This is a genomic window from Aerococcus viridans, from assembly GCF_002871935.1.
GTDB lineage: Bacteria > Bacillota > Bacilli > Lactobacillales > Aerococcaceae > Aerococcus > Aerococcus viridans_B.
The window spans coordinates 1-25,517 of the sequence record NZ_PNHQ01000012.1 but is presented as its reverse complement, the minus strand read 5'-3'; the positions used below and the strand labels follow the sequence as shown (position 1 = coordinate 25,517).

Annotated in this window: 23 protein-coding genes; 18 read left to right on the top strand and 5 right to left on the bottom strand. The window is 38.7% G+C overall.

Features of this window, described 5'->3' with window-relative positions; all coding sequences use genetic code 11:
• Positions 1 to 19 precede the first annotated feature (19 nt).
• Together lctO and CJ191_RS05795 are read right to left on the bottom strand one after the other, a co-directional pair.
• Positions 20 to 1,144 carry an L-lactate oxidase gene (lctO, locus tag CJ191_RS05800; protein ID WP_070467068.1) on the bottom strand — a complete coding sequence of 375 codons (1,125 nt, stop codon included), beginning with the start codon at positions 1,142 to 1,144 and terminating at the stop codon, positions 20 to 22.
• Between the two features lie 285 nt (positions 1,145 to 1,429).
• Complete coding sequence (locus tag CJ191_RS05795) at positions 1,430 to 2,893, bottom strand: NCS2 family permease (RefSeq protein WP_070467128.1); 1,464 nt, start codon at positions 2,891 to 2,893, stop codon at positions 1,430 to 1,432.
• Positions 2,894 to 3,161: 268 nt separating this feature from the next.
• On the opposite strand from CJ191_RS05795, the gene CJ191_RS05790 reads away from it, so the two are divergent.
• The 9 genes from CJ191_RS05790 to CJ191_RS05750 all read left to right on the top strand — a co-directional run bounded on the left by CJ191_RS05790 (position 3,162) and on the right by CJ191_RS05750 (position 13,207).
• Positions 3,162 to 4,502 carry an alpha-amylase family glycosyl hydrolase gene (locus CJ191_RS05790; protein WP_070467066.1) on the top strand — a complete coding sequence of 447 codons (1,341 nt, stop codon included), beginning with the start codon at positions 3,162 to 3,164 and terminating at the stop codon, positions 4,500 to 4,502.
• Positions 4,503 to 5,309 carry a Cof-type HAD-IIB family hydrolase gene (locus CJ191_RS05785; RefSeq protein WP_070467064.1) on the top strand — a complete coding sequence of 269 codons (807 nt, stop codon included), beginning with the start codon at positions 4,503 to 4,505 and terminating at the stop codon, positions 5,307 to 5,309.
• A gap of 126 nt (positions 5,310 to 5,435) precedes the next feature.
• Positions 5,436 to 7,433: a transketolase gene (gene tkt, locus CJ191_RS05780; RefSeq protein ID WP_070467063.1), complete on the top strand. Its 1,998-nt coding sequence runs from the start codon at positions 5,436 to 5,438 to the stop codon at positions 7,431 to 7,433.
• A 64-nt stretch (positions 7,434 to 7,497) separates the two neighbouring features.
• Entirely contained in the window at positions 7,498 to 8,151 is a 654-nt protein-coding gene (gene fsa / locus CJ191_RS05775; protein WP_070467061.1) for a fructose-6-phosphate aldolase, read from the top strand.
• 27 nt (positions 8,152 to 8,178) lie between these two features.
• The gene (locus CJ191_RS05770) at positions 8,179 to 8,820 is read left to right on the top strand and encodes an NUDIX hydrolase (protein ID WP_102199261.1); all 642 of its coding nucleotides are present in this window, start codon (positions 8,179 to 8,181) and stop codon (positions 8,818 to 8,820) included.
• An 83-nt stretch (positions 8,821 to 8,903) separates the two neighbouring features.
• Positions 8,904 to 9,500: an ECF transporter S component gene (locus tag CJ191_RS05765; protein WP_102199260.1), complete on the top strand. Its 597-nt coding sequence runs from the start codon at positions 8,904 to 8,906 to the stop codon at positions 9,498 to 9,500.
• Positions 9,501 to 9,515: 15 nt separating this feature from the next.
• Entirely contained in the window at positions 9,516 to 10,025 is a 510-nt protein-coding gene (locus tag CJ191_RS05760; protein WP_102199259.1) for an acyl-CoA thioesterase, read from the top strand.
• A 343-nt stretch (positions 10,026 to 10,368) separates the two neighbouring features.
• On the top strand, positions 10,369 to 11,829 hold the full coding sequence (gene proS, locus CJ191_RS05755) for a proline--tRNA ligase (protein ID WP_102199258.1): 1,461 nt from the start codon (positions 10,369 to 10,371) through the stop codon (positions 11,827 to 11,829).
• Between the two features lie 343 nt (positions 11,830 to 12,172).
• The gene (locus CJ191_RS05750) at positions 12,173 to 13,207 is read left to right on the top strand and encodes a serine hydrolase (protein WP_102199257.1); all 1,035 of its coding nucleotides are present in this window, start codon (positions 12,173 to 12,175) and stop codon (positions 13,205 to 13,207) included.
• Between the two features lie 115 nt (positions 13,208 to 13,322).
• Here CJ191_RS05750 and CJ191_RS05745 read toward each other — a convergent pair whose 3' ends face one another.
• Positions 13,323 to 14,120: an ABC transporter ATP-binding protein gene (locus CJ191_RS05745; RefSeq protein ID WP_102199256.1), complete on the bottom strand. Its 798-nt coding sequence runs from the start codon at positions 14,118 to 14,120 to the stop codon at positions 13,323 to 13,325.
• A gap of 383 nt (positions 14,121 to 14,503) precedes the next feature.
• Here CJ191_RS05745 and ilvB point away from each other — a divergent pair, with 383 nt between their 5' ends.
• From ilvB to CJ191_RS05705, 9 genes are all read left to right on the top strand, one after another.
• Positions 14,504 to 16,204 carry a biosynthetic-type acetolactate synthase large subunit gene (ilvB, locus tag CJ191_RS05740; RefSeq protein ID WP_102199255.1) on the top strand — a complete coding sequence of 567 codons (1,701 nt, stop codon included), beginning with the start codon at positions 14,504 to 14,506 and terminating at the stop codon, positions 16,202 to 16,204.
• Positions 16,201 to 16,455 carry an ACT domain-containing protein gene (locus tag CJ191_RS05735; RefSeq protein ID WP_070467048.1) on the top strand — a complete coding sequence of 85 codons (255 nt, stop codon included), beginning with the start codon at positions 16,201 to 16,203 and terminating at the stop codon, positions 16,453 to 16,455. The genes ilvB and CJ191_RS05735 overlap by 4 nt, the downstream gene beginning before the upstream one ends.
• A gap of 62 nt (positions 16,456 to 16,517) precedes the next feature.
• Positions 16,518 to 17,528 (top strand): ketol-acid reductoisomerase, encoded by a 1,011-nt coding sequence (gene ilvC / locus CJ191_RS05730; RefSeq protein WP_102199254.1) that lies wholly within the window; start codon positions 16,518 to 16,520, stop codon positions 17,526 to 17,528.
• A gap of 39 nt (positions 17,529 to 17,567) precedes the next feature.
• Positions 17,568 to 18,827 carry a threonine ammonia-lyase IlvA gene (gene ilvA / locus CJ191_RS05725; RefSeq protein ID WP_070467045.1) on the top strand — a complete coding sequence of 420 codons (1,260 nt, stop codon included), beginning with the start codon at positions 17,568 to 17,570 and terminating at the stop codon, positions 18,825 to 18,827.
• 488 nt (positions 18,828 to 19,315) lie between these two features.
• Positions 19,316 to 20,002 carry a PRD domain-containing protein gene (locus CJ191_RS05720; RefSeq protein WP_308409781.1) on the top strand — a complete coding sequence of 229 codons (687 nt, stop codon included), beginning with the start codon at positions 19,316 to 19,318 and terminating at the stop codon, positions 20,000 to 20,002.
• A gap of 30 nt (positions 20,003 to 20,032) precedes the next feature.
• Entirely contained in the window at positions 20,033 to 20,200 is a 168-nt protein-coding gene (locus CJ191_RS09285; protein WP_246819006.1) for a PRD domain-containing protein, read from the top strand.
• Positions 20,201 to 20,401: 201 nt separating this feature from the next.
• A complete protein-coding gene (locus CJ191_RS05715) occupies positions 20,402 to 22,303 on the top strand; it encodes a beta-glucoside-specific PTS transporter subunit IIABC (protein WP_102199252.1) in 1,902 nt (633 codons plus the stop codon).
• Between the two features lie 30 nt (positions 22,304 to 22,333).
• A complete protein-coding gene (locus CJ191_RS05710) occupies positions 22,334 to 23,800 on the top strand; it encodes a glycoside hydrolase family 1 protein (protein WP_102199251.1) in 1,467 nt (488 codons plus the stop codon).
• Between the two features lie 167 nt (positions 23,801 to 23,967).
• A complete protein-coding gene (locus CJ191_RS05705) occupies positions 23,968 to 24,294 on the top strand; it encodes a hypothetical protein (RefSeq protein ID WP_308409780.1) in 327 nt (108 codons plus the stop codon).
• Positions 24,295 to 24,508: 214 nt separating this feature from the next.
• Here CJ191_RS05705 and CJ191_RS05700 read toward each other — a convergent pair whose 3' ends face one another.
• On the bottom strand, positions 24,509 to 24,781 hold the full coding sequence (locus CJ191_RS05700) for a DUF896 domain-containing protein (protein ID WP_070467038.1): 273 nt from the start codon (positions 24,779 to 24,781) through the stop codon (positions 24,509 to 24,511).
• A gap of 22 nt (positions 24,782 to 24,803) precedes the next feature.
• A complete protein-coding gene (locus CJ191_RS05695; protein WP_102199250.1) occupies positions 24,804 to 25,421 on the bottom strand; it encodes an alpha/beta hydrolase in 618 nt (205 codons plus the stop codon).
• Positions 25,422 to 25,517: the final 96 nt, after the last annotated feature.

The window sequence follows — 25,517 nt, the reverse complement described above, 5'->3', positions numbered from 1 at the left end:
TATAAATTACAACAAAAATCTAGTAGTCATAACCATATGGGTTATCAAATAAATCTAGACCTTTCAAATCGTCCACATTTTGTGAACCTGTTAATTGCATTACACGTTCTAAGTCTTTTTGGAAGTAGTCAAGTACTGAATAAGCACCTTGCCATCCACCTAAAGCTAAACCAAATAATACTGGACGACCTAAAGCAACAACGTCTGCACCGGAAGCTAAAGCTTTAGCAACGTGTTCACCACGACGTACACCTGAATCAAAGACGATTGGTACACGTTTGTTTACACGTTCTGCAATAGCTGGCAGCGTATCAAATGAACCTGGCGCTTCATATAATTGACGAGCACCATGGTTAGATACCCAGATACCTGATGCACCAGCTTTAATTGCCATATCAGCATCTTCAGGGTGTTGAATACCTTTAACAAATACTGGTAATCCAGAGTAAGCAGCGATTTCTTCAATATCTCTTGGCGAAATCTTTTGTTTTGAAGCGCCATAGATATTGTTTAATGACATACCTTCTGCTGAACCACGTAAATAGCGTTGAACAATTGGCATACCGAATGGGTAAACGAATTTATTCTTCACATCACGGTCACGGTTACCAGAAACAGTTGAGTCAGCTGTAAGGATGATAGCAGTTGCGCCATCAGCTTTTGCTTCGTCTAAGATATCACGGTTTTGTTGGTCATCTTTAGCCATGTAAATTTGGAACCAACGAGGTCCGCCGTTTAACCCTTCAGAAATCTCTTCAAATGTTGCACCAGAATAAGCTGAGATCGACATGATTGTACCAAATTCTGAAACTGCACGTGCAGTACCTGCTTCTTTAGTAGCATGTGCTAAACCATGTGCAGCAATTGGTGCCATGATGAATGGTGCTTTAATTTTATGACCTAAAATTTCAGTACTTGTATCAGGCGCTTCAACATCTTGTGCTAGACGCGGGTAAAGTAATTTATGCTTCCAAGCGCGGTCATTAGCACGTTTAGTCCACTCATCCCCAGAAGCACCGGCAATGTAGTTAAAACCACCATGTGGTACCACTTTACTTGCTTCTTCTTCTAAGTCGTAAGTATTGACAACATCAATGTATTTAATCTCACTAGGTGCATTATACTCAATGTTATTGTTATCCATTATATTCGCTCCTTCTAAATGTAAAAAAATAAATATGGCAAGACAAATCTATCAACGTTCCTATTTTAGCGTTTGTGATGTCAAAAGGAAAGGTTTTAGAAATCGTTTTCAAAACAATTTTAGCAAAAATCAAATTAAAGCGCTTAAATAGTGCCTTTTGATAAGTATTCAAAGTATTTTTACCTAAAATTTCATAAATAAGAATACAAAAATGTTTCTAAAATAGTAAAAAAAGACCAGGAGAACCTGGTCATAAAGAACAGCTATTCTTATTAATCTAATGATTTAGATCATGGCTAAGATAATAAAATTAGCTAAGAATAAGAATGATGCAGCCCATAAGATTGGATGAATTTCTTTTGTTTTGCCAAGTGATACTTTCACGATGCAGTAAGTGATGAAACCTGCTGCAATTCCGTATGAAATTGAGTAAGCATATGCCATAAATACAGAAGCAAAGAAAGCAGGAATTGCAACTTCTAAGCTAGACCAATCAATCTCACGAATAGCTGACATCATCATAATACCAACGATGATTAAGGCTGGTGCAGTAGCAGCGCTTGGTACTAAGCCAACGAAAGGTGAGATGAAAGCACATAGGAAGAAAGCAATGGCAACAAATACAGACGTTAAACCAGTACGGCCACCTAATGAGATACCTACAGTAGATTCAGCATAGACAGTTGTGTTTGAAGTACCAAAAATCGCACCTAGTGAAGTACCAACCACATCACCAAAAAGGGCTTTATCTAATTTGGTATTCATGACGCTTGATTGATCCATATTATCAATATCTTCTTTGGTAAAGATACCTGAAGCGCGCCCTGTTCCAATGAATGTACCAATTGTATCGAATACATCAGATAGAGAGAAAGCAAAGATTGTCATGATAACTAATGGATAACGAGATGGATCTGCGAAAAGGGACAGCAAACCTTCTTTGCCAAAGGCTGCTCCGAAAGTTACACCCAAGTCTTGGAAGGCAGCGCCTAAACCAGACTGGTCCAAGTTCACAGTGGCTAAAGCAGCTGGGTTTAAAATAACGTAAATAGCTGAAACTGCGACGATACCAATTAAGATCGCACCTTTTACATTTTTTAATAATAAAAAGATTGTTAGGATTAGGCCAAATAAGGCTAATAGTGAAGTTTGGTCTGTAAAAGTAGAAATTTCTGGGAGTGTTGCCCCAGTAGAGTTGATTGTTGCTAGACCGCCTTCGAAAACAGATTGTGTGGCATCAAATGGTTGACCGTTAACAGCAGTGATATTTGCTGCTTCAGTTGTAAAATTGATGAAACCGGCATTTTTAATACCAATATAAGCAACGAATAGACCAACACCTGCACCAATTGCATGTTGTAATGAATCTGGAATTGCTTTAATAATTAATTGACGGAATTTAGTTACTGTGATGAAGATGTTGAATAAACCACAGATAAATACCATTGCTAAAGCTTCTTGCCAAGTAAAGCCCAGTGAGAAAACAACTGTATAAGTAAAGAAAGCATTTAATCCCATACCTGGTGCCAATGCGTAAGGTACGTTAGCAAATAATCCGATAAATAATGTCGCTAAAGCTGATGAAATGATGGTTGCTAAGAACACACCTTGGTAAGGCATACCTGTTTGAGATAAAATTGCTGGGTTAACAAAAATAATGTAACTCATTGCAAAGAAGGTTGATAAACCGGCAATCAATTCAGTTGAAAAGTTTGACCCATTTTCCTTCAATTGGAAAAATTCCTCTATTTTTTTCACTTTTCTTGCTCCTTTTATGAATTTAATTAACTACTTCTATCATTATAAAGACCTAATCAGAAAAATCAATAGTAAACACGAATGTTCTATTAATTTATTATTCAATTGTTCGCAAAATGTTTTGTTTAGATAAGATTTACTAATTTGTCGGCAAAAAGCTTTTTTACTATTAATAAGAATAGTTATGGTGAGCAATTTGATACACGTATGCTAGAATGAAGATAACAAAATGAGCCACATTTTAAATAGGAGGTCAGCTATGGCTAAAGTAACGAATTTAACGTTACGGCACAAAACACTGTATAAGTTATTTGTTCGTAATTTTACAGAGGAAGGGACATTCAAATCGATTATTCCGGAGCTTCAACGATTAAAAGATTTGGGCGTAGATATTATTTTACTGCAGTCTATCTTTCCAACTACTGACTTGAGGGTTGCTGATAATCTGGAAGGTAATCCGATGATTGTGAAAAATATCTCTGAGGTATCACCAGAGTATGGTAGCTTAGACGATTTTCGTGAATTAGTGGATACTATTCATGAAATGGGTATGCAGGTGATGTTAAACTTGCAATTATTTCATTTAGCAAAGGATTCGGAATTAGTTAAAGAACATCCTGAATACTTCTTACATAATGAACAGGGTGAAATGATTTCTCGATTGGATATCTACGATAGCTCATATGACTTAGACTATACTAATCCTAAATTATGGGATTACATCATTGAAAATCTAAAATATTGGGCTAAATTTGTGGATGGGTTTGCAGCAAACCATGCCCAACTGATTCGTCCTGAATTTTGGGCATCAGCACGAGCTGAAGTGGAAGATGTGCATCCATATTTCTATTGGGTGGCTGCGTCCATGCCTTTATCAATCCTAACGAAGTTACAACAAATGAATATGTTGTATTGGACAGAAGGGGAATTGTATCCTAATTTTGACGTGGTTGATCAAATTCCAGGATCCTTTTATACGGACCGTTTTTATCACGGAGATATGTCTTTAGAAAACTTTGTGGGTACTTTAAATCTCCAAGAATTGATGATGCCAAACACATACGTAAGTATGCGTTCTTTAGAGTTTGAGGAATTTCCACGTTTTGCAGAAAGTGTTAAACCAGGTAGTGAACTAGAAAACTGGACAGCTTTTGCCTTCTTCCAAAAAGGGATAGCAAGCATATTTATGGGACAGGAATATGGATTAAAGGAACATTTTAACTTCCGAAGTGGTGAAACGATTAACTGGGCTATTCAACAAGATTTAACGCCATTAATCAATCGTATGTCACAAATTAAGAAACGAGAAGTATGTAAGAGTGGCTACTATACGATTATGCCTGCTGGAGATTCAACAGTAATACTTTCTTATCATTATTATACGCAGCATTTGTTTGGCATTTTCAAATTGAAAGAAGAAGGACAACCTAGTGAAATTGAATTGAATATACCTGATGGAGAATATAGAGATGAAATATCTAAAGCCAATTATCAGGTTGTGAATGGTCGTGTAACATTTGGAGATAAGCCAGTTGTTATTTCATATGAAGGTGATATGAAACTACCAGAATATTTTAAAAAAGATGGAGGAAATGGATAGATGTATAAATTAATCGCATTTGATATTGATGGAACTTTAGTAAATTCAAAAAAAGAGGTGTCTCAAGCGACGAAAGAAGCGCTTCATAAACTGCATGATGCAGGTATCCATGTGGTGATCTCATCAGGTAGACCTTATAAAGGTGTACTACTAAATGCAGATTTAGTTGGTCGTGAGATCGTACCATTTGTTTCTTGTTTTAATGGTGGTTTAGTAAAAGAAGTAGCAACTGATAATACCGTCTTTTCACATGCCTTAACCAACGATGAATTACAAAGTTGGGTTGAATTAGCTAAGGCACATGATTTGGATGTGCATGCCCATGATGATCAATATGTGATTGTGCAAGATGCACCTAAAGATCAATATGTAGATATTGAGTCTAAATTAAATGAGATGCCAATCAGAACAGTTGATTTCTTTGATGGAGAAGTTATGGCGCCCAAAGTGATGATTACTGCTGAACCAGAAAAATTAGATGCTTTTATCACAACTTTAGATACTAGTCTATTTGAAAAATACTCGATTATGAAATCTGAGCCATTCTTCTTAGAAATTATGCCAAAAGGCGTGGATAAAGGAGAAGCTTTAGCTAAATTAGCAGAAAGCTTAGGTATTGATCAAAGTGAAACAATGGCTTTTGGTGACCAAGCGAATGATTTATCGATGATTAAATGGGCTGGTTGTGGGGTTGCTATGGGTAACGCAATTGACGAATTAAAAGACAATGCCCAATATGTGACAGCATCCAATGATGATGAAGGGATTGCAAAAGCATTAGAAAAATTAGTTTTTGCTGCTCAATAAAATTTGGGTGAATAATAAGTTCCCATCCCTATGAATAGTGATTTATTATAAACTTTGTTATACTATTAGTATGACAAGCTGTCAGCTGTAAATGAGAAATTGAACAGATTTTAAGGAGTGAAATGAATGTTTGACAACACGGATATTTTAGCAACAAACGCTATTCGTGCTTTAAGCACAGATATGGTGGATAAAGCAAATTCTGGTCACCCAGGTTTACCTCTAGGTGCCGCACCAATGGCTTATGCTCTTTGGTCTAAACACATTCGTCAAAACCCACAACATAGCAAATGGACTAACCGTGACCGTTTTGTATTGTCTGCTGGACATGGTTCTGCAATGCTTTATAGCTTACTGCATTTATCAGGATTCGATGTATCTTTAGAAGATACAAAAAACTTCCGTCAGTTTGGTTCAAAAACCCCTGGTCACCCAGAGGTTCACGAAACAGATGGTGTAGAAGCGACAACAGGTCCATTAGGTCAAGGATTTGCTAATGCAGTAGGTATGGCAATGGCTGAAGCACATGACGCTGCTGTTTATAATAAAGACGGTTTTAACGTTGTGGATCATTTTACTTACACCCTAGTTGGTGACGGTGACTTGATGGAAGGTGTAACGCAAGAAGCAGCATCTTTAGCTGGTCATTTAAAACTGAACAAATTAATCGCTTTATACGATTCAAATGACATTTCATTAGACGGACCTACTTCCAAAGCCTTTACTGAAAATGTTGGAGATCGTTTCAAAGCTTACGGCTGGGAACATATCCTAGTAAAGGATGGTAACGATTTAGAAGCAATTAATACTGCTATCGAGCAAGCAAAAGCGAACACTGATCAACCTACATTAATTGAAATTAAGACAATCATTGGTTTCGGTGCTGAAAAACAAGGGACATCTGGTGTTCACGGAGCACCATTAGGTTTAGAAGGGTCCACTTTTGCTAAACAAAACTTTGGTTGGACCTATGATGCATTTGATATTCCACAAGAAGTTTATGACCGTTTCAATGAAGTTGTAGGCGCTCGTGGTCAATCTGAAGAAGAAGCTTGGAACAAGCTATTTACTGACTATAAAGCAGCTTACCCAGACTTAGCGGCGCAATATGAACGTGCTTATGCAGGTAAATTACCTGAAGGTTGGGGAGCTAACATCCCTGTTTATGAAGTAGGCGATAAAGCAGCAGCAAGTCGTAAAACTTCTCAAGCAGCTATTCAAGAAATTGGTAAAGCATTACCAGAATTCTGGGGTGGATCAGCGGACTTATCTTCTTCTAACAATACGATGAATGATGCAGATGAAGAATTCCAAGCTGGCTCTTATCAAGGACGTAATATTTGGTATGGTGTGCGTGAGTTTGCGATGGCTGCAGCGATGAATGGTATTGCTTTACATGGTGGTTCTAAAACTTATGCTGGTACATTCTTCGTCTTCTCTGACTATCTACGTCCAGCGGTTCGTTTAGCTGCGATTTCAAAATTACCAGTAACTTATGTCTTTACCCATGACTCAATTGGTGTTGGAGAAGATGGTCCAACACATGAACCAATTGAACAATTGGCTTCCTTCCGTGCAATGCATAACGTAAACGTATTGCGTCCTGCTGATGGTAATGAAGTAGGCGTAGCTTGGAAATTAGCCCTTGAATCAGAAGAAACACCAACGATGCTAGTCTTAACACGTCAAGACTTACCGGTCTTAGAAGGGACTAAAGAAAAGGCTGAAGAAGGTGTCCGTAAAGGTGCATACGTTATTTCTCCAGCAGCAGGTGAGCAAACAGGTATCTTAATTGCGACCGGTTCGGAAGTAAGCCTAGCGATTTCGGCTCAAGCGAAATTAGCTGAAGAAGGTATCCACGTATCTGTCGTATCTATGCCATCACAAGAAATTTTTGATGCACAAGATGAAGCATATAAAGAGACTGTATTACCAAAAGCCATCACTAAACGTGTGGCTGTTGAAATGGGTGCTTCATTCGGTTGGACGAAATACACTGGCTTAGATGGTGCTATTGTTGGTATTGACCGCTTTGGTGCTTCAGGTAAAGGTGACTTAATCCAAGAAGCATATGGCTTTACAGCTGAAAATGTTGCTAATACATTTAAACGTTTAGCTGACTAATTTGTCAGTCAGGTCCTTTGTCCAAACATCACTCAAGAATTCGCTAACAGGAGGCCGTAACAAAATGAAATTTTTCTTAGATACAGCAAATATCGATGAAATCAAACGTATTAATGACTTAGGACTAGTTGACGGTGTCACAACTAATCCATCTCTAGTGGCTAAAGAAGGACGCGATTTCGAAGAAGTCATCAAAGATATCGCTAGCACAATCGATGGCCCAGTTTCTGCTGAAGTTACAGGGTTAACTTATGAAGAAATGATTGAAGAAGCACATGAGATTGCTAAATGGGCAGACAATGTTGTGGTTAAGATCCCTATGACTGAAGCTGGTTTGAAAGCTGTAAATACACTTTCTAAAGAAGGTATTAAAACAAATGTGACTTTAATCTTCTCTGTTTCGCAGGGATTAATGGCAGCAAAAGCGGGTGCAACTTATATTTCACCATTTATTGGCCGTATCGATGACATCGGTCAAGATGGATTGAAATTAATTGCAGAATTACGTGAAGTATTAGATATCTACGGTTATGAATCTGAAATCATTGCAGCATCTATCCGTCACATAGCGCACTTTGAAGGTTCTGCGTTAGCAGGTGCACATATTGGTACGATTCCAGGTAGCCTATTCCCTAAATTATGGGGACATGTGCTGACTGACAAAGGCATTGAAGGCTTTACAGCAGACTGGGAAGCTTACCAAAATCGTCACAAATAAACTTTGATTGAAAGTAGGGCGATCATAATGGATGAGGTTAGACGTATTTTTCAAACCTACGAACCACGTCCTCTAGATGTTGAAAAAGCCTATGCTGTCTTGATTCCCTTAGTGAAACTCGAAGGTGAATGGCATATTTTATACGAACACAGGGCAATCGGCATTTCCCAAGCTGGGGATGCCGCTTTTCCTGGTGGTCGAGTAGAGGCTGGTGAAAGTTTTGAACAAGCTGCTATCCGTGAAACGACAGAAGAGTTAGGTATCAGTCCTGATAAAATTGTAGTTGTTGGTGAGATGGATTATATTGTGATGGGTAAACGAATGATTGGTTGCTATGTTGGTGAATTAGTGATTGATAGTTTAACACAATTAACCCTAAACAAATATGAAGTAGACCATATCTTTACAGTACCACTGCGTAAATTGAAAGCCATGGAACCTGACGTACATTATGTAGCCCACCATCAAGAAGTGGCTGATGATTTCCCTTTTGACCTAATTCCAGGTGGGAAGCAATATGATTTTGATCGATCTGAACGACGGGGAATTCATTTTTACAATATCCAAGGGGAACATTTATGGGGAATGACTGCTAAATTAACTGCTCGTTTTGTGGATATACTGAAGGGTAAACATCTTGCATTTAACCAAGATGACAGGGAAGGCTAGCATAATGTTAGCCTTTTATTGTAGCGGGAATTCATGGTATGATAACGCCACATATACTACAAATTTAGATATCGAGGTTTATTATGGATCATCAAAAAGAACGGACCGCCAGATTAACTGTCATTAGTTTGATGTTGGCGATTTTAATTATTCAAACTTTTGTTCCTGGCATCGGTTATATACCTATTGGACCAGTTCAAGCAACAATTATTCATTTAACAGTGATTATTGGTGCGAGTTTATTTGGTCCACAAACAGGACTTATCCTCGGCGCTGCTTGGGGAATTTTGCGGATGATAAAGGCAGCGATTGTGCCCGATATCATGTCAGTCGTTTTCTTAAATCCGTTAGTATCTGTTATTCCGCGGATGCTAGTTGGTTTTATTTCAGGATGGATTGCTGTGTATCTTGATGGTAAGGTAAAAGATAGAACCAAATTCATCATTACGGGTGTTACCGGCTCTATAGTGAATACCGTTACTGTTTTGGGTTCGATTTACCTATTTTCAGCAGAATCTTATGCGAATGCGCTCAATATTCCAACGTCTGCTTTAATTGGTACATTCTTAGTGACTATTGGTGGTAATGGATTATTAGAAGCTGTCACTTCAGGGATTTTGACACCTATTCTATCCTTACCTTTAAGTAAATCACTTAAAAGATCCGGAATAAATACTTAATTGGAGGTCAGATTGATGACACAAGTAACTTGTAAACGAACAAAGGCAGTACAATCACATCGAATTATGCCTAACCAAACCAATTTTTATAAGAATTTATATGGTGGTCAAATATTATATATCATGGATAATGTGGCTTCTGTATCTGCAGGTCGGTTGACACCTTATGGCACAATGACAGCTAATATGGATGATATTCATTTTGTGGCGCCTTTGCCAGAAGGTGATATTGCTCATGTTGAAACCTATGTAACGGGGTCAGGTAAACGTTCGATGGAGATTTTTGCCAAAGTTATTGGTGAAAAACATAACGGTGAGCGTTATTTAGCTGCAACGGCCTTTCTAACCTATGTAGTCCTGAAAGACTATGTTGACCCTGACTATCATTTACCAGAAGTTGTTGCACATACGGATGAAGAAGTTTACTTATGTAACGGTTATGAGGCCCGTAAGGCTGGTCGTGCTGATAAGCGAAGTTCAATGAAAGCATTGATTAGTCATCTGACAGTTGACTTGCTCGATTAATAAAACTATTTTTACGGGAAAAGACTTGAGATATTGACTTTTATGGGTTAATCAAGCAAAATATAAGCTGTAAGCTATGAGAATAAATAATCGATTTGTAGACTAGTAATGTTGTTAAGGATTAAGCGAGATGTGATCAGGTGTAAGCATATCCCCACTAACAATATGAACCTACTACATGTAAAAATTACCTTGAAAAAGGTACGGTGGCGCCGTTATCGTCTTTGAGAGAGTTGGAGAGCTATTGTATCTTCAATTAAAAAAGGTGGCACCGCGAGCATTTCGTCCTTTATGGATGAGGTGCTCTTTTTGGTTACAGAAATATATTTAAAGGAGTATGAAAATGGCAAAGCAAGAGGCAGCAGAAAATTTACAACAAACAGATTTTTCAAAATGGTATTTACAAGCGATTCAACAGGGCGATTTGATGGATTACGGTCCTGCCCGCGGGACAATGATTTTTAAACCAGATGGCTTTTTATTATGGGAATCGTATAAAGAGGCCTTCAATGAAATGTTGAAGAAGGAAGGTATTCGTAACGCTTACTTCCCAATGTTAATTCCCAAACATTTCTTCGAAAAAGAGGCTGATCACGTAGAAGGTTTCGCGCCTGAATTGCCATGGGTAACTGAAGCAGGTGAGGAAAAATTAGAAGAGCCATTGGCATTACGTCCAACTTCTGAAACCTTATTTGGTAATGCAATGTCAGATTGGATTAACTCTTACCGTGATTTACCGATGGAGTTAAACCAATGGGCTAACGTCTTCCGTTGGGAAAAACGTACATTACCGTTTATCCGTACATCAGAATTCTTATGGCAAGAAGGGCATACAGCTCACGCAACTGAAGAAGAAGCACGCGAACGTACAATGAAAATGTTGCACTACTATACTGACTTAGTTAAAGAAGTATTTGCGATGCCAGTTTATGAAGGACAAAAAACACCATCAGAACGCTTCGCTGGTGCGGTAGATACCTTCTCGATTGAAGCGATGACAAAAGATACTAAAGCCATTCAAGCAGGGACTTCTCACTATCTAGGCCAAAACTTTGCAGAAGCCTTTGATATTAAATTCTTGAATGAAGAAAACCAACATACCTATGTGCATACAACGTCTTGGGGTTCATCCACTCGTTTGGTGGGTGCAATGATTATGATTCACGGTGATGAAAAAGGTTTAGTTTTACCTCCTCGTGTTGCTGGTACACAAGTATCACTAATCCCTGTTGGTAATATCAAGAAAAATCCACAAGTACTTGAGAAATTACAAGAAATCAAAGCAACATTATTAGATGCTGGATTACGGGTAAATCTTGATGACTCAAATAACTCACCAGGTTATAAATACAACGAATCTGAAGTACATGGTGTACCATTGCGCATTGAATTTGGTCCGCGTGATATGGAAAAGAACCAAGTTATGATAAAAATGCGTGATGTTGATGGTAAAGAGGCATTTTCACTAGATCAAGACCTAGTAACTGAAATTCATAACCGTTTTGATGAAATGCACCAACGTCTATACGATAAAGCAGTAGCCTTCCGTGCTGAAAATGAGCATTTTGATATTGACACAATGGACCAATTAACTGCTCACTTAGCAGCATGTGAAGAAAATGGCGAACGACCAGGTTGGATTTTAGCTGGTTGGGATGGTACTGATGAGTCAGAAGCAGCCATCAAAGAAGCCACAGGATTTACTTCACGTAATATCCCATTCAACCCACCAGTAGAAAAAACAGTTGACCTATATTCTGGTAAACCTGCTAAATACACTGTGTGGTATGCACGCGCTTATTAATAACTATGAAAGAAGGGAAGACAAAAGTCGTTTAGAATTGACGTACTGGACCAAAAGTCGAACAATAACGACATGTGATTGGCGCCTTTTAGCCAGTATCGGACAAGGCTGACTTTTGAAACCTGATGATAAATATTTTTATATAGCAAAGAGAGGCTTGGATATTTTTGTCCCAGTCTCTTTAATATGAAGAATAGAAATATACTTAATATACTCTTAAAATATAAAACATCTTTTATTCACATTAAGTGGCAGATTGTCACAGTATAATCATATTTTATTGGTAAAATGCATATGCATGGAATGAGAACCGTAAAATATCAAAATGAATAAGGAGTAATACATGTCGAAAAGAAGAAAAAAATCTAGTATTAAACCGCTAGTACCCTTCTTCGTTCTAGGAGTGGCTTTAATCGCAGTGTTAATTGCTATATTTAAATATAATGATGAGGATAATGGAGAAAATGCAGATGAATCTTTGACGGCTACTGTAGATGATTCAAATGCAGTAGGGTCAGCTAGCGATGTCGTGTTAACGCTAAGTGGTGAAGAAGTTTATAATGTTGATTTGATGCAAGCCAACGGTGTCGCTATGATTGAACCAAGTTCTTATCACTCAATGGCGGATGTCATTGAAGATACAATGACCGAGTTTGGTGTAGATGAAAGTCAAATTTCATTAGTATTCACCAATTATCAAACAGGTGAAAGCTATACAGTGAATGAAAATAACTTTCAAACAGCCGCTTCTATTATAAAATTACCATTATCAGTTATTTATGTAGATGCGATAAATGAAGGCGCCATTGATTGGGATACAGAAGTGCCTTATACATATGCTGATTATGAAGAGGGCGATGGGACGATCACTGCAGCAGTTGCTAACGGTACAGGGCAAGCAGCCTATACGATCGAGGATTTAATCGCTAATGCCTTGATGTATTCAGATAATACAGCAACGAATATGTTGATTAGATATTATAATGAACTTTACGGATCAGGTGCATATAATACAAGCATTGCTAATAGTGTAGATGTTCCAATTGATGAGTCGTTTTATAGTGATAACGTTGCTTCTGCTGAACTGATATCAGCTTACTATGATTTATTAGCAACGGATGATACTTATCAAGCACTAGTAGATTACCTGTTGAATACATCGCCGGACCGTTTGTTTACAACCTATGTGAATAGTAGTCTCATGGCGAATAAATATGGTAGTTATGGTACAGCTTTAAATGATGGTGGTATCTATTATGAAAACGATCAAGCGCAGTATAGTTTAGTTGTCCTAACAGATGGCCTATCAGATGGAACGAGTTTCTTGGAGAATTTAAACTTGCGTATAAATCAATACTACCGAGCAAATTACCTATAGATTTTCGAGCTATTTTTGTAGATGAAGAGTCGTTTACTTAGATCACTTAAAAGCAAAAAAAGATGGTTTCAATTCAGCTACACTGAATTAAAACCATCTTTTTTTAATTTGCTAATTATCTAGGCATCACTAGAATACGACCTTTTTTAAAAGGGCGTAAGAGCACAGGTTGACCATAAAAATCATGCAATCGGTCGGGATCAAGCATTAAGGAACGTTCACCTTTAGCAAAGATTTCTCCATCTTTTAATAAACAGATTTTTTGATATAAAGGAATAATTTCTTCTGTATGATGGGTAACCATTAATTGCGTAACCTCAGGTTTTTCTTTAGCTAATTGGTCTAGCATGGCTAAAAGATTTTCCCGGGCAAATAAATCTAAACCACTTGTTGGTTCATCCAAAATCAAAAGTTCTGGTTCTGCCATTAAAGCCCGCAGAATGAATACGGTCTGTCGTTCGCCTTGAGACAACGTTGCCATTCTTCGATCTTTGAAAGCTTGGAAATTAAAGGTAGTTAAGAGGTCTTCAGCTTCTAAAATGAAGTCATCAGTTACTTTCTTATATAGACCAAGACTAGCGAATTTACCTGAAATGATGGTCTCCAATACAGATAGATGACTGGGGATTTCTTGGCTAATCCAAGCAGAGACTATGCCAATCCGCTTTTGTAAGTCAGGAATTGAAGATACGCCAAATAATTGATCAAGCACTTTCACTTGGCCACTAGAGGGAAAGCGGTAGCCTGTTAGGATGTTAATGATGGAAGACTTTCCCGATCCGTTTAGGCCAAGAAGCGCCCAGTGTTGCCCTTGGTTGATTGTCCATTGAATGTTTTTTAGAATGGATTTATCTTGGCGGTTAAAGCAAACTTTGTCTAACTCGATAATAGGTTTTCCTTGGGTAGTTGTCATAGGACGTATCCTTTCTAAATTAAGTCAAATATTGTACTGATTTAAACTTATCATACCAATATAGAATGTCAATATGGTGAATGATTAAGATATAAATTAGAATACAATTAAAATAATCCATTGACAAGTTAAAGAGTTCTCAGTATACTTTCGTTATTGAATCATTAAAAAGACGAAAGGAGTTTCACTCATGATGAAATCGTTCAAAGCAGCGAATTTTAATATTGTAGTCATTATCGTGACTTAGGACTGGAATTAACAGCTGTTAATTTGAGTCCTATTCGATGTTGAGTGGGACTTGGCATCCCACATAGTGTATGTGGGATGCCTTTTTTATTGTTTTCAATACTTAAAAATGGAATTTAAAGAAATGGGGTGCTCATGTGGAGAGAACGAAGAAGACCAGTATAGGAACAGAGTTACTCGTCAATGCCTTGCGAGATGAAGGTGTAGAGATCATCTTTGGCTATCCTGGTGGTGCAGCATTACATATTTATGATGAATTTTTCCGCCAGAACGTCAATCACATCTTAGCTCGTCATGAACAAGGCGCTGGTCATATGGCAGATGGCTATGCCCGCGTGGCTGACAAAGTGGGTGTAGCGGTGACAACTAGTGGACCGGGAGCGACAAATATTGTCACAGCGGTGGCAACAGCGCAGATGGATTCGGTGCCTCTAGTCGTCATTTCGGGTCAGGTAACGACATCTGGTATTGGGAAAGACGCCTTTCAGGAAACCGACGTTGTCTCTTTAATGACGCCAATCACAAAATATGCCTACCAAGTCGAAGATGCTAAAGATATACCACGCATTATTAAGGAAGCTTTCTATTTAGCTAATTCTGGTCGAAAAGGTCCTGTTTTAGTAGATATTCCTAAAGACATTGGTGTTCAGGAAGTAGCCTTAAAAGACATTGATGACCACTTTGACTTACCCGGTTACTACTTGGAAGATGACTTAGACTTGGAAGCGGTGGCTGCAATTAAGGAAGCCTTGCTTGCAGCTGACAAACCCTTGTTGTTAGTGGGAAATGGTATTGTAAAATCCAAAGCATATCAAGAACTGCGGGATTTTGTCCATCGTTACAATATTCCGGTAACGCATACCTTATTAGGGATTGGATTACTTGCTAGTGATGATCCATTAAATCTAGGAATGGCAGGGATGCATGGTACGTACGCCGCCAATATGGCTTTGATGGAGACAGATTGTCTCTTGAATATTGGCAGTCGCTTCGATGACCGAGTAGCCTCTAATCCTAATAATTTCGCACCAAATGCCAAGATTATCCATGTAGATATTGATCTAGCGGAGATTGGCAAAATCATCCAACCGGATATTACTTTATTAGCAGATGCTAAAAAGGTATTGGATGCTCTTTTACAAGAACCTATTGCAGGTTGGTCTGATAAGACAGATTGGTTGACCCACCAAGCGGATAATCAAGCGCTACATCCCACTCGAGTGCCAGAGATGACAGATACGATTCGACCACAAGCGGTACTGGATTACTTAGGTAAGGCAACAGACGGTCAGGCCTATATTGTGACCGATGTTGGCCAACATCAAATGTGGGCTGCTCAGTATTACCCTTACCAATTCCCTGGCCAAAACTTAACTTCAGGTGGTTTAGGTACTATGGGTTACGGTGTGCCAGCAACGATTGGAGCGTCATTCGCGGCAGATGCGAAACATCCTGTTGTAGGGATCATGGGTGACGGTGGTTTCCAAATGACCAATCAGGAATTGAATATCATTCAGCATTACGGTATCCAACCAAAATTTATTATTTTAAATAATACGGTGCTTGGGATGGTGCATCAGTGGCAACATGCTTTCTATTCAGACCGTTATTCACATTCTGAATTTGGATCGAGTTTGCCAGACTTCGTGAAATTGTCAGAAGCTTTAGGCGTGAAGGCGGCTAAGGTAACGGACCCAGCGGATATGCAGGCGGCGGTAGATGAGATGTTGGCTTATGATGGGGCTTATGTTTTAGAAGTCTTAATCGATAAATACGAGAGCGTTACCCCAATGGTGCCATCTGGTAAGGCAAATAATGAAATGGAGGGCTTGTCATGATCTTTCAATTTATTCAATTAAAGGTAGTGAACAGACCGGGTGTCTTAAACCGAGTGACGCAAGTTGTCCTCAAGCCGCGTTATAACATTGATACCTTGGCCTTAGCAGGTACAGAGGATCCAGCGATTTCCTATATTACAATTGGCATTAATTTTCAAGATTTAGACGCAGCGACCCTTTTGACCAGACAATTATTAAAGCAAGTGGATGTGGTGAGTGCACAACAATTAGACCCATCTGAACTGGGATAAGTAAATTACTTTAAAACATTGACACAGGGACACATGTCAGAATATATATGGAGGCAAAAATTATGGCACAAGTATACTATGAAAAAGATATGACCAGTAATGCATTATCAGGTAAACAACTCGCTGTCATCGGCTATGGTTCTCAAGGGCATGCCCATGCACAGAACTTACGAGACAACGGTCAAAATGTCATTATCGGAATCCGTGAAGGTAGTTCAGCTAACCGGGCGCGTAATGATGGATTTGATGTTTACTCAGTTGCTGAAGCGACGAAAAAAGCAGATGTCATCATGATTTTATTACCAGATGAAATTCAAAAAGATACTTATGTGAATGAAATTGCACCGAATCTTGAAGCGGGGAATGCCTTAGCTTTTGCACATGGTTTCAACATTCATTTTAAAAATATTCAACCGGATGCTGCAATTGATGTTTTCATGGTTGCACCAAAAGGGCCAGGACACTTGGTTCGTCGTGAATTTACCAAAGGGTCAGCGGTGCCATCATTATTTGCTGTGTACCAAGATGCGACTGGTACTGCGCGTGATTTAGCCATGTCTTGGGCAGATGGTATTGGCGCAACACGTGTAGGTATTATTGAAACTGACTTCCGTGAAGAAACAGAATCTGACTTATTCGGTGAACAAACGGTATTAATGGGAGGCACAACGCATTTAATCCAAGCAGGTTTTGAAACGTTAGTTGAAGCAGGCTATCAACCAGAGATCGCTTACTTTGAAGTCATGCATGAATTGAAATTGATTGTAGATCTATTATATGAAGGTGGTATGGACCACATGCGTAAATCATGTTCTAATACTGCAGAATTTGGGGACTATGTATCAGGTCCACGCTTAATTACACCAGATGTTAAGGACCGTATGAAAGCAGTTTTAGCGGATATCCAAGATGGTTCGTTTGCGAAACGCTTCACTGATGATTACGATAACGGCTTTAAAGACTTCTACGCGATGCGTGAAAAAGAGCAAGGACATCCAATCGAAGAAGTTGGTGGTCGCTTACGCGAAATGATGCCGTTTGTGAAAGAAAATGCGGTAGATACAAATAACTAAAGCTATAAAAAAAGGGTCAAGATGAAAGAGGGAAACTATATGGTCAAACGCGTCAACAAGGAGAAGGTACTAAGTGCCTATAAAAAATTACAGTCGGTCGTCAAGCAGACACCTTTACAATATGATCAATACTTATCTGAGACGTACCAAGCCAATATTTACTTGAAACGAGAGGACTTACAGGTTGTTCGTTCATTTAAATTAAGGGGCGCTTACTATTCAATTAGTGAACTCAGTGAAGAAGATCTAGCTAAAGGTGTTATCTGTGCCTCAGCCGGTAACCATGCCCAAGGGGTAGCCTTTGCTTGTAATGAAAAACAAGTGATGGCGACGATTTATATGCCGAATACGACACCCGCTCAAAAAATTAACCAAGTAAAATACTTTGGCGGTGACTACGTGAATATTGTGATTGAAGGAGATACCTTTGATGCCTGTAATCATGCTGCGCATGAATATGGTGCTGAACACCAGATGACTTTTATTGAGCCTTATGATGATGAAAATGTCATTGCAGGCCAAGGGTCATTAGCTGTTGAAATCCACCACAGTCTAACTGCCGACGGGGAAACTGCAGACTATGTTTTAGTGCCCATCGGTGGGGGTGGATTGATCTCTGGTGTATCAGCTTATGTCCGTGAAGCGATGCCTGAAACCAAAATTGTTGGCGTTGAACCAGCCGGTGCAGCGTCCATGAAACTGGCCCTTGACCACGGTCAGCCGACAGCACTTGAGAAAGTGAACAAATTTGCGGATGGTACAGCAGTTGGTAAGGTAGGAGATATCACCTTCGAATATGCTAAGGATAATATCGACCGTCTTGAAACCGTTGAAGAAGGCAAAATTGCGGGGACAATTATTGATTTGTACACCAAACAAGCTATTGTAGCCGAGCCTTCAGGCGCTTTGACTGTATCTGCCTTAGATAATATGGGAGACGACCTAGTTGGTAAAACAGTCGTCTGCATCATTTCTGGGGGGAATAATGACATTAACCGTATGGCCGAAATTGAGGAGAAAGCATTGATTTATTCAGGAACCAAACAATATTTTGTAGTGAATTTTCCGCAACGACCGGGTGCCTTAAAAGAATTTTTAACGGACGTTTTGGGGCCAGACGATGATATCGCTAAGTTTGAATATACCAAAAAAATTTCTCGCTCAAATGGCCCAGCCCTAGTTGGTATCCTACTAGGTGATTATGAAACCCTACCAGGATTATTAGAGAGATTAAAGAATTTCGATGCAAATTATATTTCTGTATCGGAAAATCCAACTTTATACGAATTTTTAGTCTAAATCCCCATTGATCATAAATGATAGAAAAAACCTATAACAACAACATTGAAAACGTTTCATAAAAAGGCTTTCATTTTTATTTGTACCATGCTATAATGTTTTTGAGGCAATCTAGACCTCTAATAGATTGCATCATCCTTTCATTTTTGTTTTTTTCCTTTTTCACCCTCAAGCGATGAGGGTGTTTTTTATTTTATTGAATAATAATAATAGAATGCTTAATGATTATTGTTATTTTAAGCTCAAATCATCATTGTTTTAATGGGCATTCAAAAAAATTTAGAAAACGTTTTCGAAATATCTTGACAACGTTTCCATTGCGAGGTATTATTGCACTTAGATAAAGAACAAGTACTCTGTATACTGGATTCGTTACGGTGCGGCCGGCAAGACCAGGCATCAAAGTTATCGTATATTAGCCTAAGGACTAATATTCAGACTTTTTTGCTCTGGTCTTTTTGTATATATAGGCTTGTTCCCATCAAGTCATCGAGAGAAGGTGTGGGGAAATTTGTTTTAAAATTGTAAAGCGTATTAATAATAATGTCGTATTTTCAAGTGATGATGACGGACGTGAGATGATTTTAATTGGAAAAGGGTTAGGCTTCCAAGCCAAGGTTGGCGATCCAATCGATGGCAACAAAATTGAAAAACGTTATTATCCTGAAGGAGACGTTGATCTCGAACACATTTTGATGGTGATGACAAATGCTAGTGAGGAAGAAATGTATTGGATTTATAAAATCGTATCCCTCTTCAAGAAGAAGATGGATGTGGCATTCAATCCTAATCTCTTCCTTACACTGACCGACCATATCTTATTTGCGATTCATCAGCAAAAACAAGATCCCGATTTGATGAATCCCATGCAATGGGAAATAAAAAGGATTTACCCTAAAGAGTATGCGATCGCTGAAGAGGCGGTGGACTTGGTTCGACAAAAATTGTCACCGAATTTTCCGCAAACAGAAGTCGCTGCAATCACCCTACATTTTGTAAATGCACAACTGGACCGAACGGCTAACCAATCTGCTTATGAGCAGATGGCGTTGACAAATGATATTATTCGAATTGTTCAGTTTGCTACGAATATTGATATCGATGAGAATTCTGTATATTTTCAACGTTTTGTTACCCATATTCGTTACTACTTAATACGACAGGGACAAGAGTAAGAAAATGACCAACCGGTTAAAAATGACCGAATGGTTGAATTGGCCTTCATCTCTTATCCAAAAGAGAAAGAAGCAGCCGATAAAATTAAGGAATACCTATTAGAAGCTAAGGGTTGGCAAGTTAATGATATGGAATTATTATATTTAATCCTACATATTGGAAATCTTGTGAACCATTCAGCTAATAAAGAAAAATAGAATGATATCTAGTTACGGAAAAATACTGGATTCGTTACGGTTCGGCCGGCAAGACCTGCATTTTCTATTTGATTAGTAGCTTAGGATAGGCGTGTGTGTACCTCCCTACACATACGCCCATCCTAAGGTATTTCAAAAATAGATTTGTGGGTCTTTTTTGTATAGTCAGTTAGGTTTTATAAAAGAAAAGGAGTAGAGAAAATGGCGAAATACACCCAATTAGCTGAAGATATTGTCGACAAAGTCGGCGGTAAGGAGAATGTTAAGGAAGTAAGACATTGTGTTACACGTTTGCGTTTCTATTTAAAAGACGAAAGCAAAGCCAATACAGAATATTTGAAGAAGCGTGATGGTGTGGTCACAGTCATGAAAGCTGGAGGACAATACCAAGTAGTTATTGGAAACCACGTACCAGAGGTATATGAAGAGGTACTGAAAGTTGGGAACTTTGCTGGTGGTGGCGAAGTAGATGCGGATGATGACGGCGATAAAGGGAACTTGTTTGACCAGTTTATCGATATTGTTTCCGGCTTATTCCAACCCTTCCTAGGCGCTTTAGCAGCTGCCGGTATCTTAAAAGGGGTGACAGCCCTATTAGCGGCTACTGGTGTAGATACAGCATCAGGTATTTATATCTTAATGAATACTATTGGTGATGGCTTGTTCCAATACTTACCAATGGTATTAGCGGTATCAGCTTCTAAGAAATTCAAAATGAATACTTATACAGCAGTTGCGATTGCAGGCGCATTAGTATATCCAGGTTTAGCTGAATCATTAACTGAAGCAACTAATATATTCGGGTTAAACTTTACGCTACCAGCGGGTGGCTACTACAACACCGTATTACCGATCTTACTAGCCATATTTGTAGCTTCTAAAATTGAGAAATTTATGAAGAAAGTTACCCCAGATGTTTTGAAATTATTCGCAGTACCAATGGTTACCTTATTAGTAACTATTCCATTAACTTTCCTATTAGTAGGACCTATCGCGAATACAGCATCTGCTTGGATTGGGATTGCTTTCCAATCAATTTATGACTTTAGTCCAATTATCTATGGATTTATTTTAGGGGCAGCATGGCAAGTAATGGTCATGTTTGGTTTACACTGGGGTCTTGTACCAATTGCCATTTTGGATATGGCACAAAATGGCTCATCAGTTATCCTGACAGCCGCAGTGTTACCATGTTTCACTCAAGTGGGTGTGCTTGCCGCTATTTATCTTAAAACTAAAGAAGACAAAGTCAAAAAAGGGGTTTTACCTACATTGATTTCAGCAATCTTTGGAGTAACTGAACCAGCAATCTATGGGTACACTCTACCGATGCGTACACCATTTATCATTTCATGTATTGTTTCAGGTATTGTCGGTGTTTACTTATCAATCTTTAATGTTACTGGTTACGCAATGGGTGGTATGGGTATCTTCTTATATCCAGCTTATATTGACCCAGCGACAGGTTCATTCCATTCCGTTATTCATCTAGCAATCGGAACCGTAATCGCTATTATATTAGCATTTGTAATTCAAATGTTTGTAAAAGTACCTACCTTATACGGAGATGACGAAACAGTTAGTGCAACTGAACCAACACCAAGTGAAGACCAACCTGTCTTAGTGTCTGCTAGTGTGTCAGATGCTAAAGATCAAATTTTGAATAGCCCATTACAAGGTAATATCGTCCCTTTAAGTTCATTAGATGACCAAGTATTTGCTACTGGGGCAATGGGACAAGGGGTTGCCATTGAACCGAGCGAAGGTTTAGTTACAGCGCCGGCAGATGGATTAGTGCAAATTCTTTTCCCAACGAAACATGCAATTGGTTTCATCACAGATGATGGTGTGGAAATTTTAATCCATATTGGGATGGATACAGTTGAACTAGAAGGTAAATTCTATGAAGCGCATGTAACACAAGGTGACCATGTTAAAGCAGGAGATCCGTTAGTAACCTTTGATATTGAAGCGATTAAAGCTGCAGGTTACCAAGTCACTACACCGGTTATCATTACCAATACACAAGCTTATAAAGATGTGACAACTACTGAAGCAAGTACAGTTTCCTTTACAGATGAATTAATAGAAGTATTTGCATAGACACTAAAGCATTAACGAAAGAGGGATTATATGACAGACAAGACATTTCCACAAGGTTTTTTATGGGGCGGGGCAACGGCAGCCAATCAATTTGAAGGTGCTTGGAATGAAGGTGGTCGTGGGCCAGCGACATCTGATACAGCGGTAGCGGTAGCACCAGAAGACCGGAAGAATATTTCAGATTTCGCCTCACCGATGAATCGTGAGCGTGTACAGTTTGCTTTAGCAGATCAAGAAGGTTTATACCCTAAACGTTGGGGTTCTGACTTCTACCATCGTTATAAAGAAGATATTGCCTTGTATGCTGAGATGGGCTTTAAAACTTTCCGTTTATCCATTGCTTGGTCACGTATCTTCCCGAATGGTGATGATAAAGAGCCAAACGAAGAAGGCCTAGCTTTCTATGATGCTGTTTTTGATGAATGCTTGAAATATGGTATCGAACCGTTAGTGACTTTATCTCACTATGAAACACCAATCGGCATTGCTTTAAATTATGGTGGTTGGAAGAACCGTGAAGTAATTGATTTATTCGTGAAATACGCGCAAACAGTTCTAGAACGTTACCAAAATAAGGTGAAATACTGGTTAACCTTCAACGAAATTAATATTATGGGAATTTCCGGATATGTAGGTGGTGCTTTATTATTTGAAGATGGTAAACAAAACTTATCTGACATGTACCAAGCAGCCCACCATCAATTTGTAGCATCTGCTTTAGTAACCAAATTTGCCCATGAATTAAAAGCGGATTTAAAAGTAGGAATGATGTTAGCGCGTATGGAAGCTTATCCAGCATCTCCAAACCCATTAGATGTTATGGAATCAGTTCACAAAGACCATGAAAATCTATTCTTCTCAGATGTTCAAGTACGTGGTAAATATCCGGCTTACACCAAACGTTTCTTTAAAGAAAACAATATTCATGTAGAAATGGCTGAGGGTGATGAAGCGATTTTAGCTGCACATCCAGTTGACTTCATGTCATTCTCTTACTACATGTCATCGATTGCTCGCTATAATCCGGATGAAGGCACAGGTACAACTGCAGGTAATTTCTCTATTTCAGAAGAAAATCCTTATTTAGAAGCCTCTGACTGGGGTTGGCAAATTGACCCAGTTGGTTTACGCATTACCTTAAACAAATTATATGACCGTTATCAAGTGCCATTATTTATCGTGGAGAATGGTCTAGGTGCCTTCGATACAGTAGAAGCTGATGGATCAATACATGATGACTACCGTATCGACTACCTAAAATCACATATCCAACAAATGTACGAAGCCATTCAAGATGGTGTAGATTTAATGGGGTATACACCATGGGGCTGTACTGACTTAGTATCTGCATCAACCTCTGAAATGTCTAAACGTTATGGATTTGTCTATGTAGATGCAGACGACCAAGGAAATGGTACATTTGACCGGTCACGTAAAGATTCATTCTTCTGGTACCGTGATGTGATTCAATCAAATGGCGCTAATATTTTAAACTAATCAGCGTTAACTTACTGACCCTCAAAATTAGACTCAAAAATCTGATTTTGAGGGTTTTCTCAATTGTTTAAATAAGGAATGACTTAAAAAATCTTTAGCGGGGGGGTAGAATAAAATTTTATAGCAATAACGTCACTGTATCTGGATTCTCTGTAGGTGGAAGAGATGTGATGGCTATGTTAATTTCACCTCTTTTTGAAGGGAAGTTTGATAAGGCAATTTCATTTAGTGGTGGTATGACAGTTGCAGATGAAGAAAAGAGCCAGGATATATTTGCTGAAAGTATTGCACCTTTAGTAGTAGAAGATGGCGTAAAAAATGATGAAAATGAAGCGAAAGAATGGTTACTGACTTCAGATGAAGCAGTCAAAGATTACTTGTATCATCTTGATGGTAGTCGATTAGTTGGGTTAATGAGCAATGCAGGTATTCGTATGAATGTCTTCCCTCATCTTATACAGAAGCACAAAAGACTGATTTGTTATCTGAAGTGATGAATGGACGTTGGTTCAGCTATGCGTTAGATAAAGAATATCACAATCTATCTGAATATGATCAATAGTAGTCCTAAGTAGTGTTGGCAAATTTGTAGAAATTTTCACCAACAATCGTTTTGATGATCACTACTATCTACTATTGCATGACAAAAAATACAGGACAGACAGCTATTCCTATAAACGTCTAGTCCTGTATTTGTGATGCATTATGTTACTTGTCAGTGTCAATTGCATCTTCAGCCTTTTTTTCTTGTTCAGCGGCTTGTTTTTTCTTTGCATCGCGAACGGCTTGAGGAGTTACATCCGTACCTTCAGGGTCAATTACCCGAGTGTTTAAGATAATGTCATTAAAGGCTGAACGGAATTGTTTCAAGTAAACTTGACGCAATTCTTTTTGTTCAAGAAGTTCTTCCTCTGTAATTGTACCAGCTTTTTTCTTAGCTGCGAGCTCGTTAATGCGTTTTAGTAATTGATCAGAATCCATTGGTTATCATTCCTTTTTTGTATTAGCCAACAGCGGTAGCATACCATCCCTTCGCTGCTTGTAATTCAGACATAGATAAGGAATGACCATAGTCCTCCCAATGTAGGGTGACCGGGCTACCAGCTGATTGAAGGCTGGTTTTGAGTTCTTCACTTTCGCTTGGTGCACAGATTGGATCATTAGTACCCGCACCAATAAATACGGGTGTATGACTAAGGTTTGGCATCTCTTCATCTCTAAATGGTACCATAGGGTGGAGTAAAATCGCGCCCTTGAAAGGATTATCATATAGGTATAAGATACCGCCAGCAATATTGGCACCGTTTGAGTAGCCAATTGGTACGACGTTTGCTGGATTGAACCCTTTTTCCCAAGCCAAGGCTTCAATGAAATTATACAGGTCTTTAGCATGGTATTTCAAGTTTTCAATATCTAAGTTCCCTTCACCGTGACGTTTAAAGAAACGATTCATGTGCCGCTCTGGTTCATTCCCACGTAGTGACAGGACATTTGCATTTGGATCAATGAATTGAGCAATCTCCAGTAGGTCGTGTTCTGTTCCACCTGTTCCGTGTAAGAGTAGTAGGGTATTCGCTTCGGCTTGTTGTTTCGCTGGTTGATAAATATATTCGTAACTCATATATAAACTCCTCGTATAATAAGATTAGTCTTAAATGGCTAATCTTTTTTTACTATATTTGTCATTTAAGGCTGACTTAAACCTGTGACTCTTATG

Coding starts and splice junctions, on each gene's coding strand:
- ilvC (WP_102199254.1), top strand. CDS start 16,518: ATGGCACAAGTATACTATGAAAAAGATATGACCAGTAATGCATTATCA.
- ilvA (WP_070467045.1), top strand. CDS start 17,568: ATGGTCAAACGCGTCAACAAGGAGAAGGTACTAAGTGCCTATAAAAAA.
- CJ191_RS05735 (WP_070467048.1), top strand. CDS start 16,201: ATGATCTTTCAATTTATTCAATTAAAGGTAGTGAACAGACCGGGTGTC.
- CJ191_RS05695 (WP_102199250.1), bottom strand. CDS start 25,421: ATGAGTTACGAATATATTTATCAACCAGCGAAACAACAAGCCGAAGCG.
- CJ191_RS05760 (WP_102199259.1), top strand. CDS start 9,516: ATGACACAAGTAACTTGTAAACGAACAAAGGCAGTACAATCACATCGA.
- CJ191_RS05765 (WP_102199260.1), top strand. CDS start 8,904: ATGGATCATCAAAAAGAACGGACCGCCAGATTAACTGTCATTAGTTTG.
- CJ191_RS05715 (WP_102199252.1), top strand. CDS start 20,402: ATGGCGAAATACACCCAATTAGCTGAAGATATTGTCGACAAAGTCGGC.
- CJ191_RS05750 (WP_102199257.1), top strand. CDS start 12,173: ATGTCGAAAAGAAGAAAAAAATCTAGTATTAAACCGCTAGTACCCTTC.
- CJ191_RS05770 (WP_102199261.1), top strand. CDS start 8,179: ATGGATGAGGTTAGACGTATTTTTCAAACCTACGAACCACGTCCTCTA.
- lctO (WP_070467068.1), bottom strand. CDS start 1,144: ATGGATAACAATAACATTGAGTATAATGCACCTAGTGAGATTAAATAC.
- proS (WP_102199258.1), top strand. CDS start 10,369: ATGGCAAAGCAAGAGGCAGCAGAAAATTTACAACAAACAGATTTTTCA.
- CJ191_RS05790 (WP_070467066.1), top strand. CDS start 3,162: ATGGCTAAAGTAACGAATTTAACGTTACGGCACAAAACACTGTATAAG.
- tkt (WP_070467063.1), top strand. CDS start 5,436: ATGTTTGACAACACGGATATTTTAGCAACAAACGCTATTCGTGCTTTA.
- CJ191_RS05745 (WP_102199256.1), bottom strand. CDS start 14,120: ATGACAACTACCCAAGGAAAACCTATTATCGAGTTAGACAAAGTTTGC.
- fsa (WP_070467061.1), top strand. CDS start 7,498: ATGAAATTTTTCTTAGATACAGCAAATATCGATGAAATCAAACGTATT.
- CJ191_RS05700 (WP_070467038.1), bottom strand. CDS start 24,781: ATGGATTCTGATCAATTACTAAAACGCATTAACGAGCTCGCAGCTAAG.
- CJ191_RS09285 (WP_246819006.1), top strand. CDS start 20,033: ATGGTTGAATTGGCCTTCATCTCTTATCCAAAAGAGAAAGAAGCAGCC.
- CJ191_RS05785 (WP_070467064.1), top strand. CDS start 4,503: ATGTATAAATTAATCGCATTTGATATTGATGGAACTTTAGTAAATTCA.
- CJ191_RS05710 (WP_102199251.1), top strand. CDS start 22,334: ATGACAGACAAGACATTTCCACAAGGTTTTTTATGGGGCGGGGCAACG.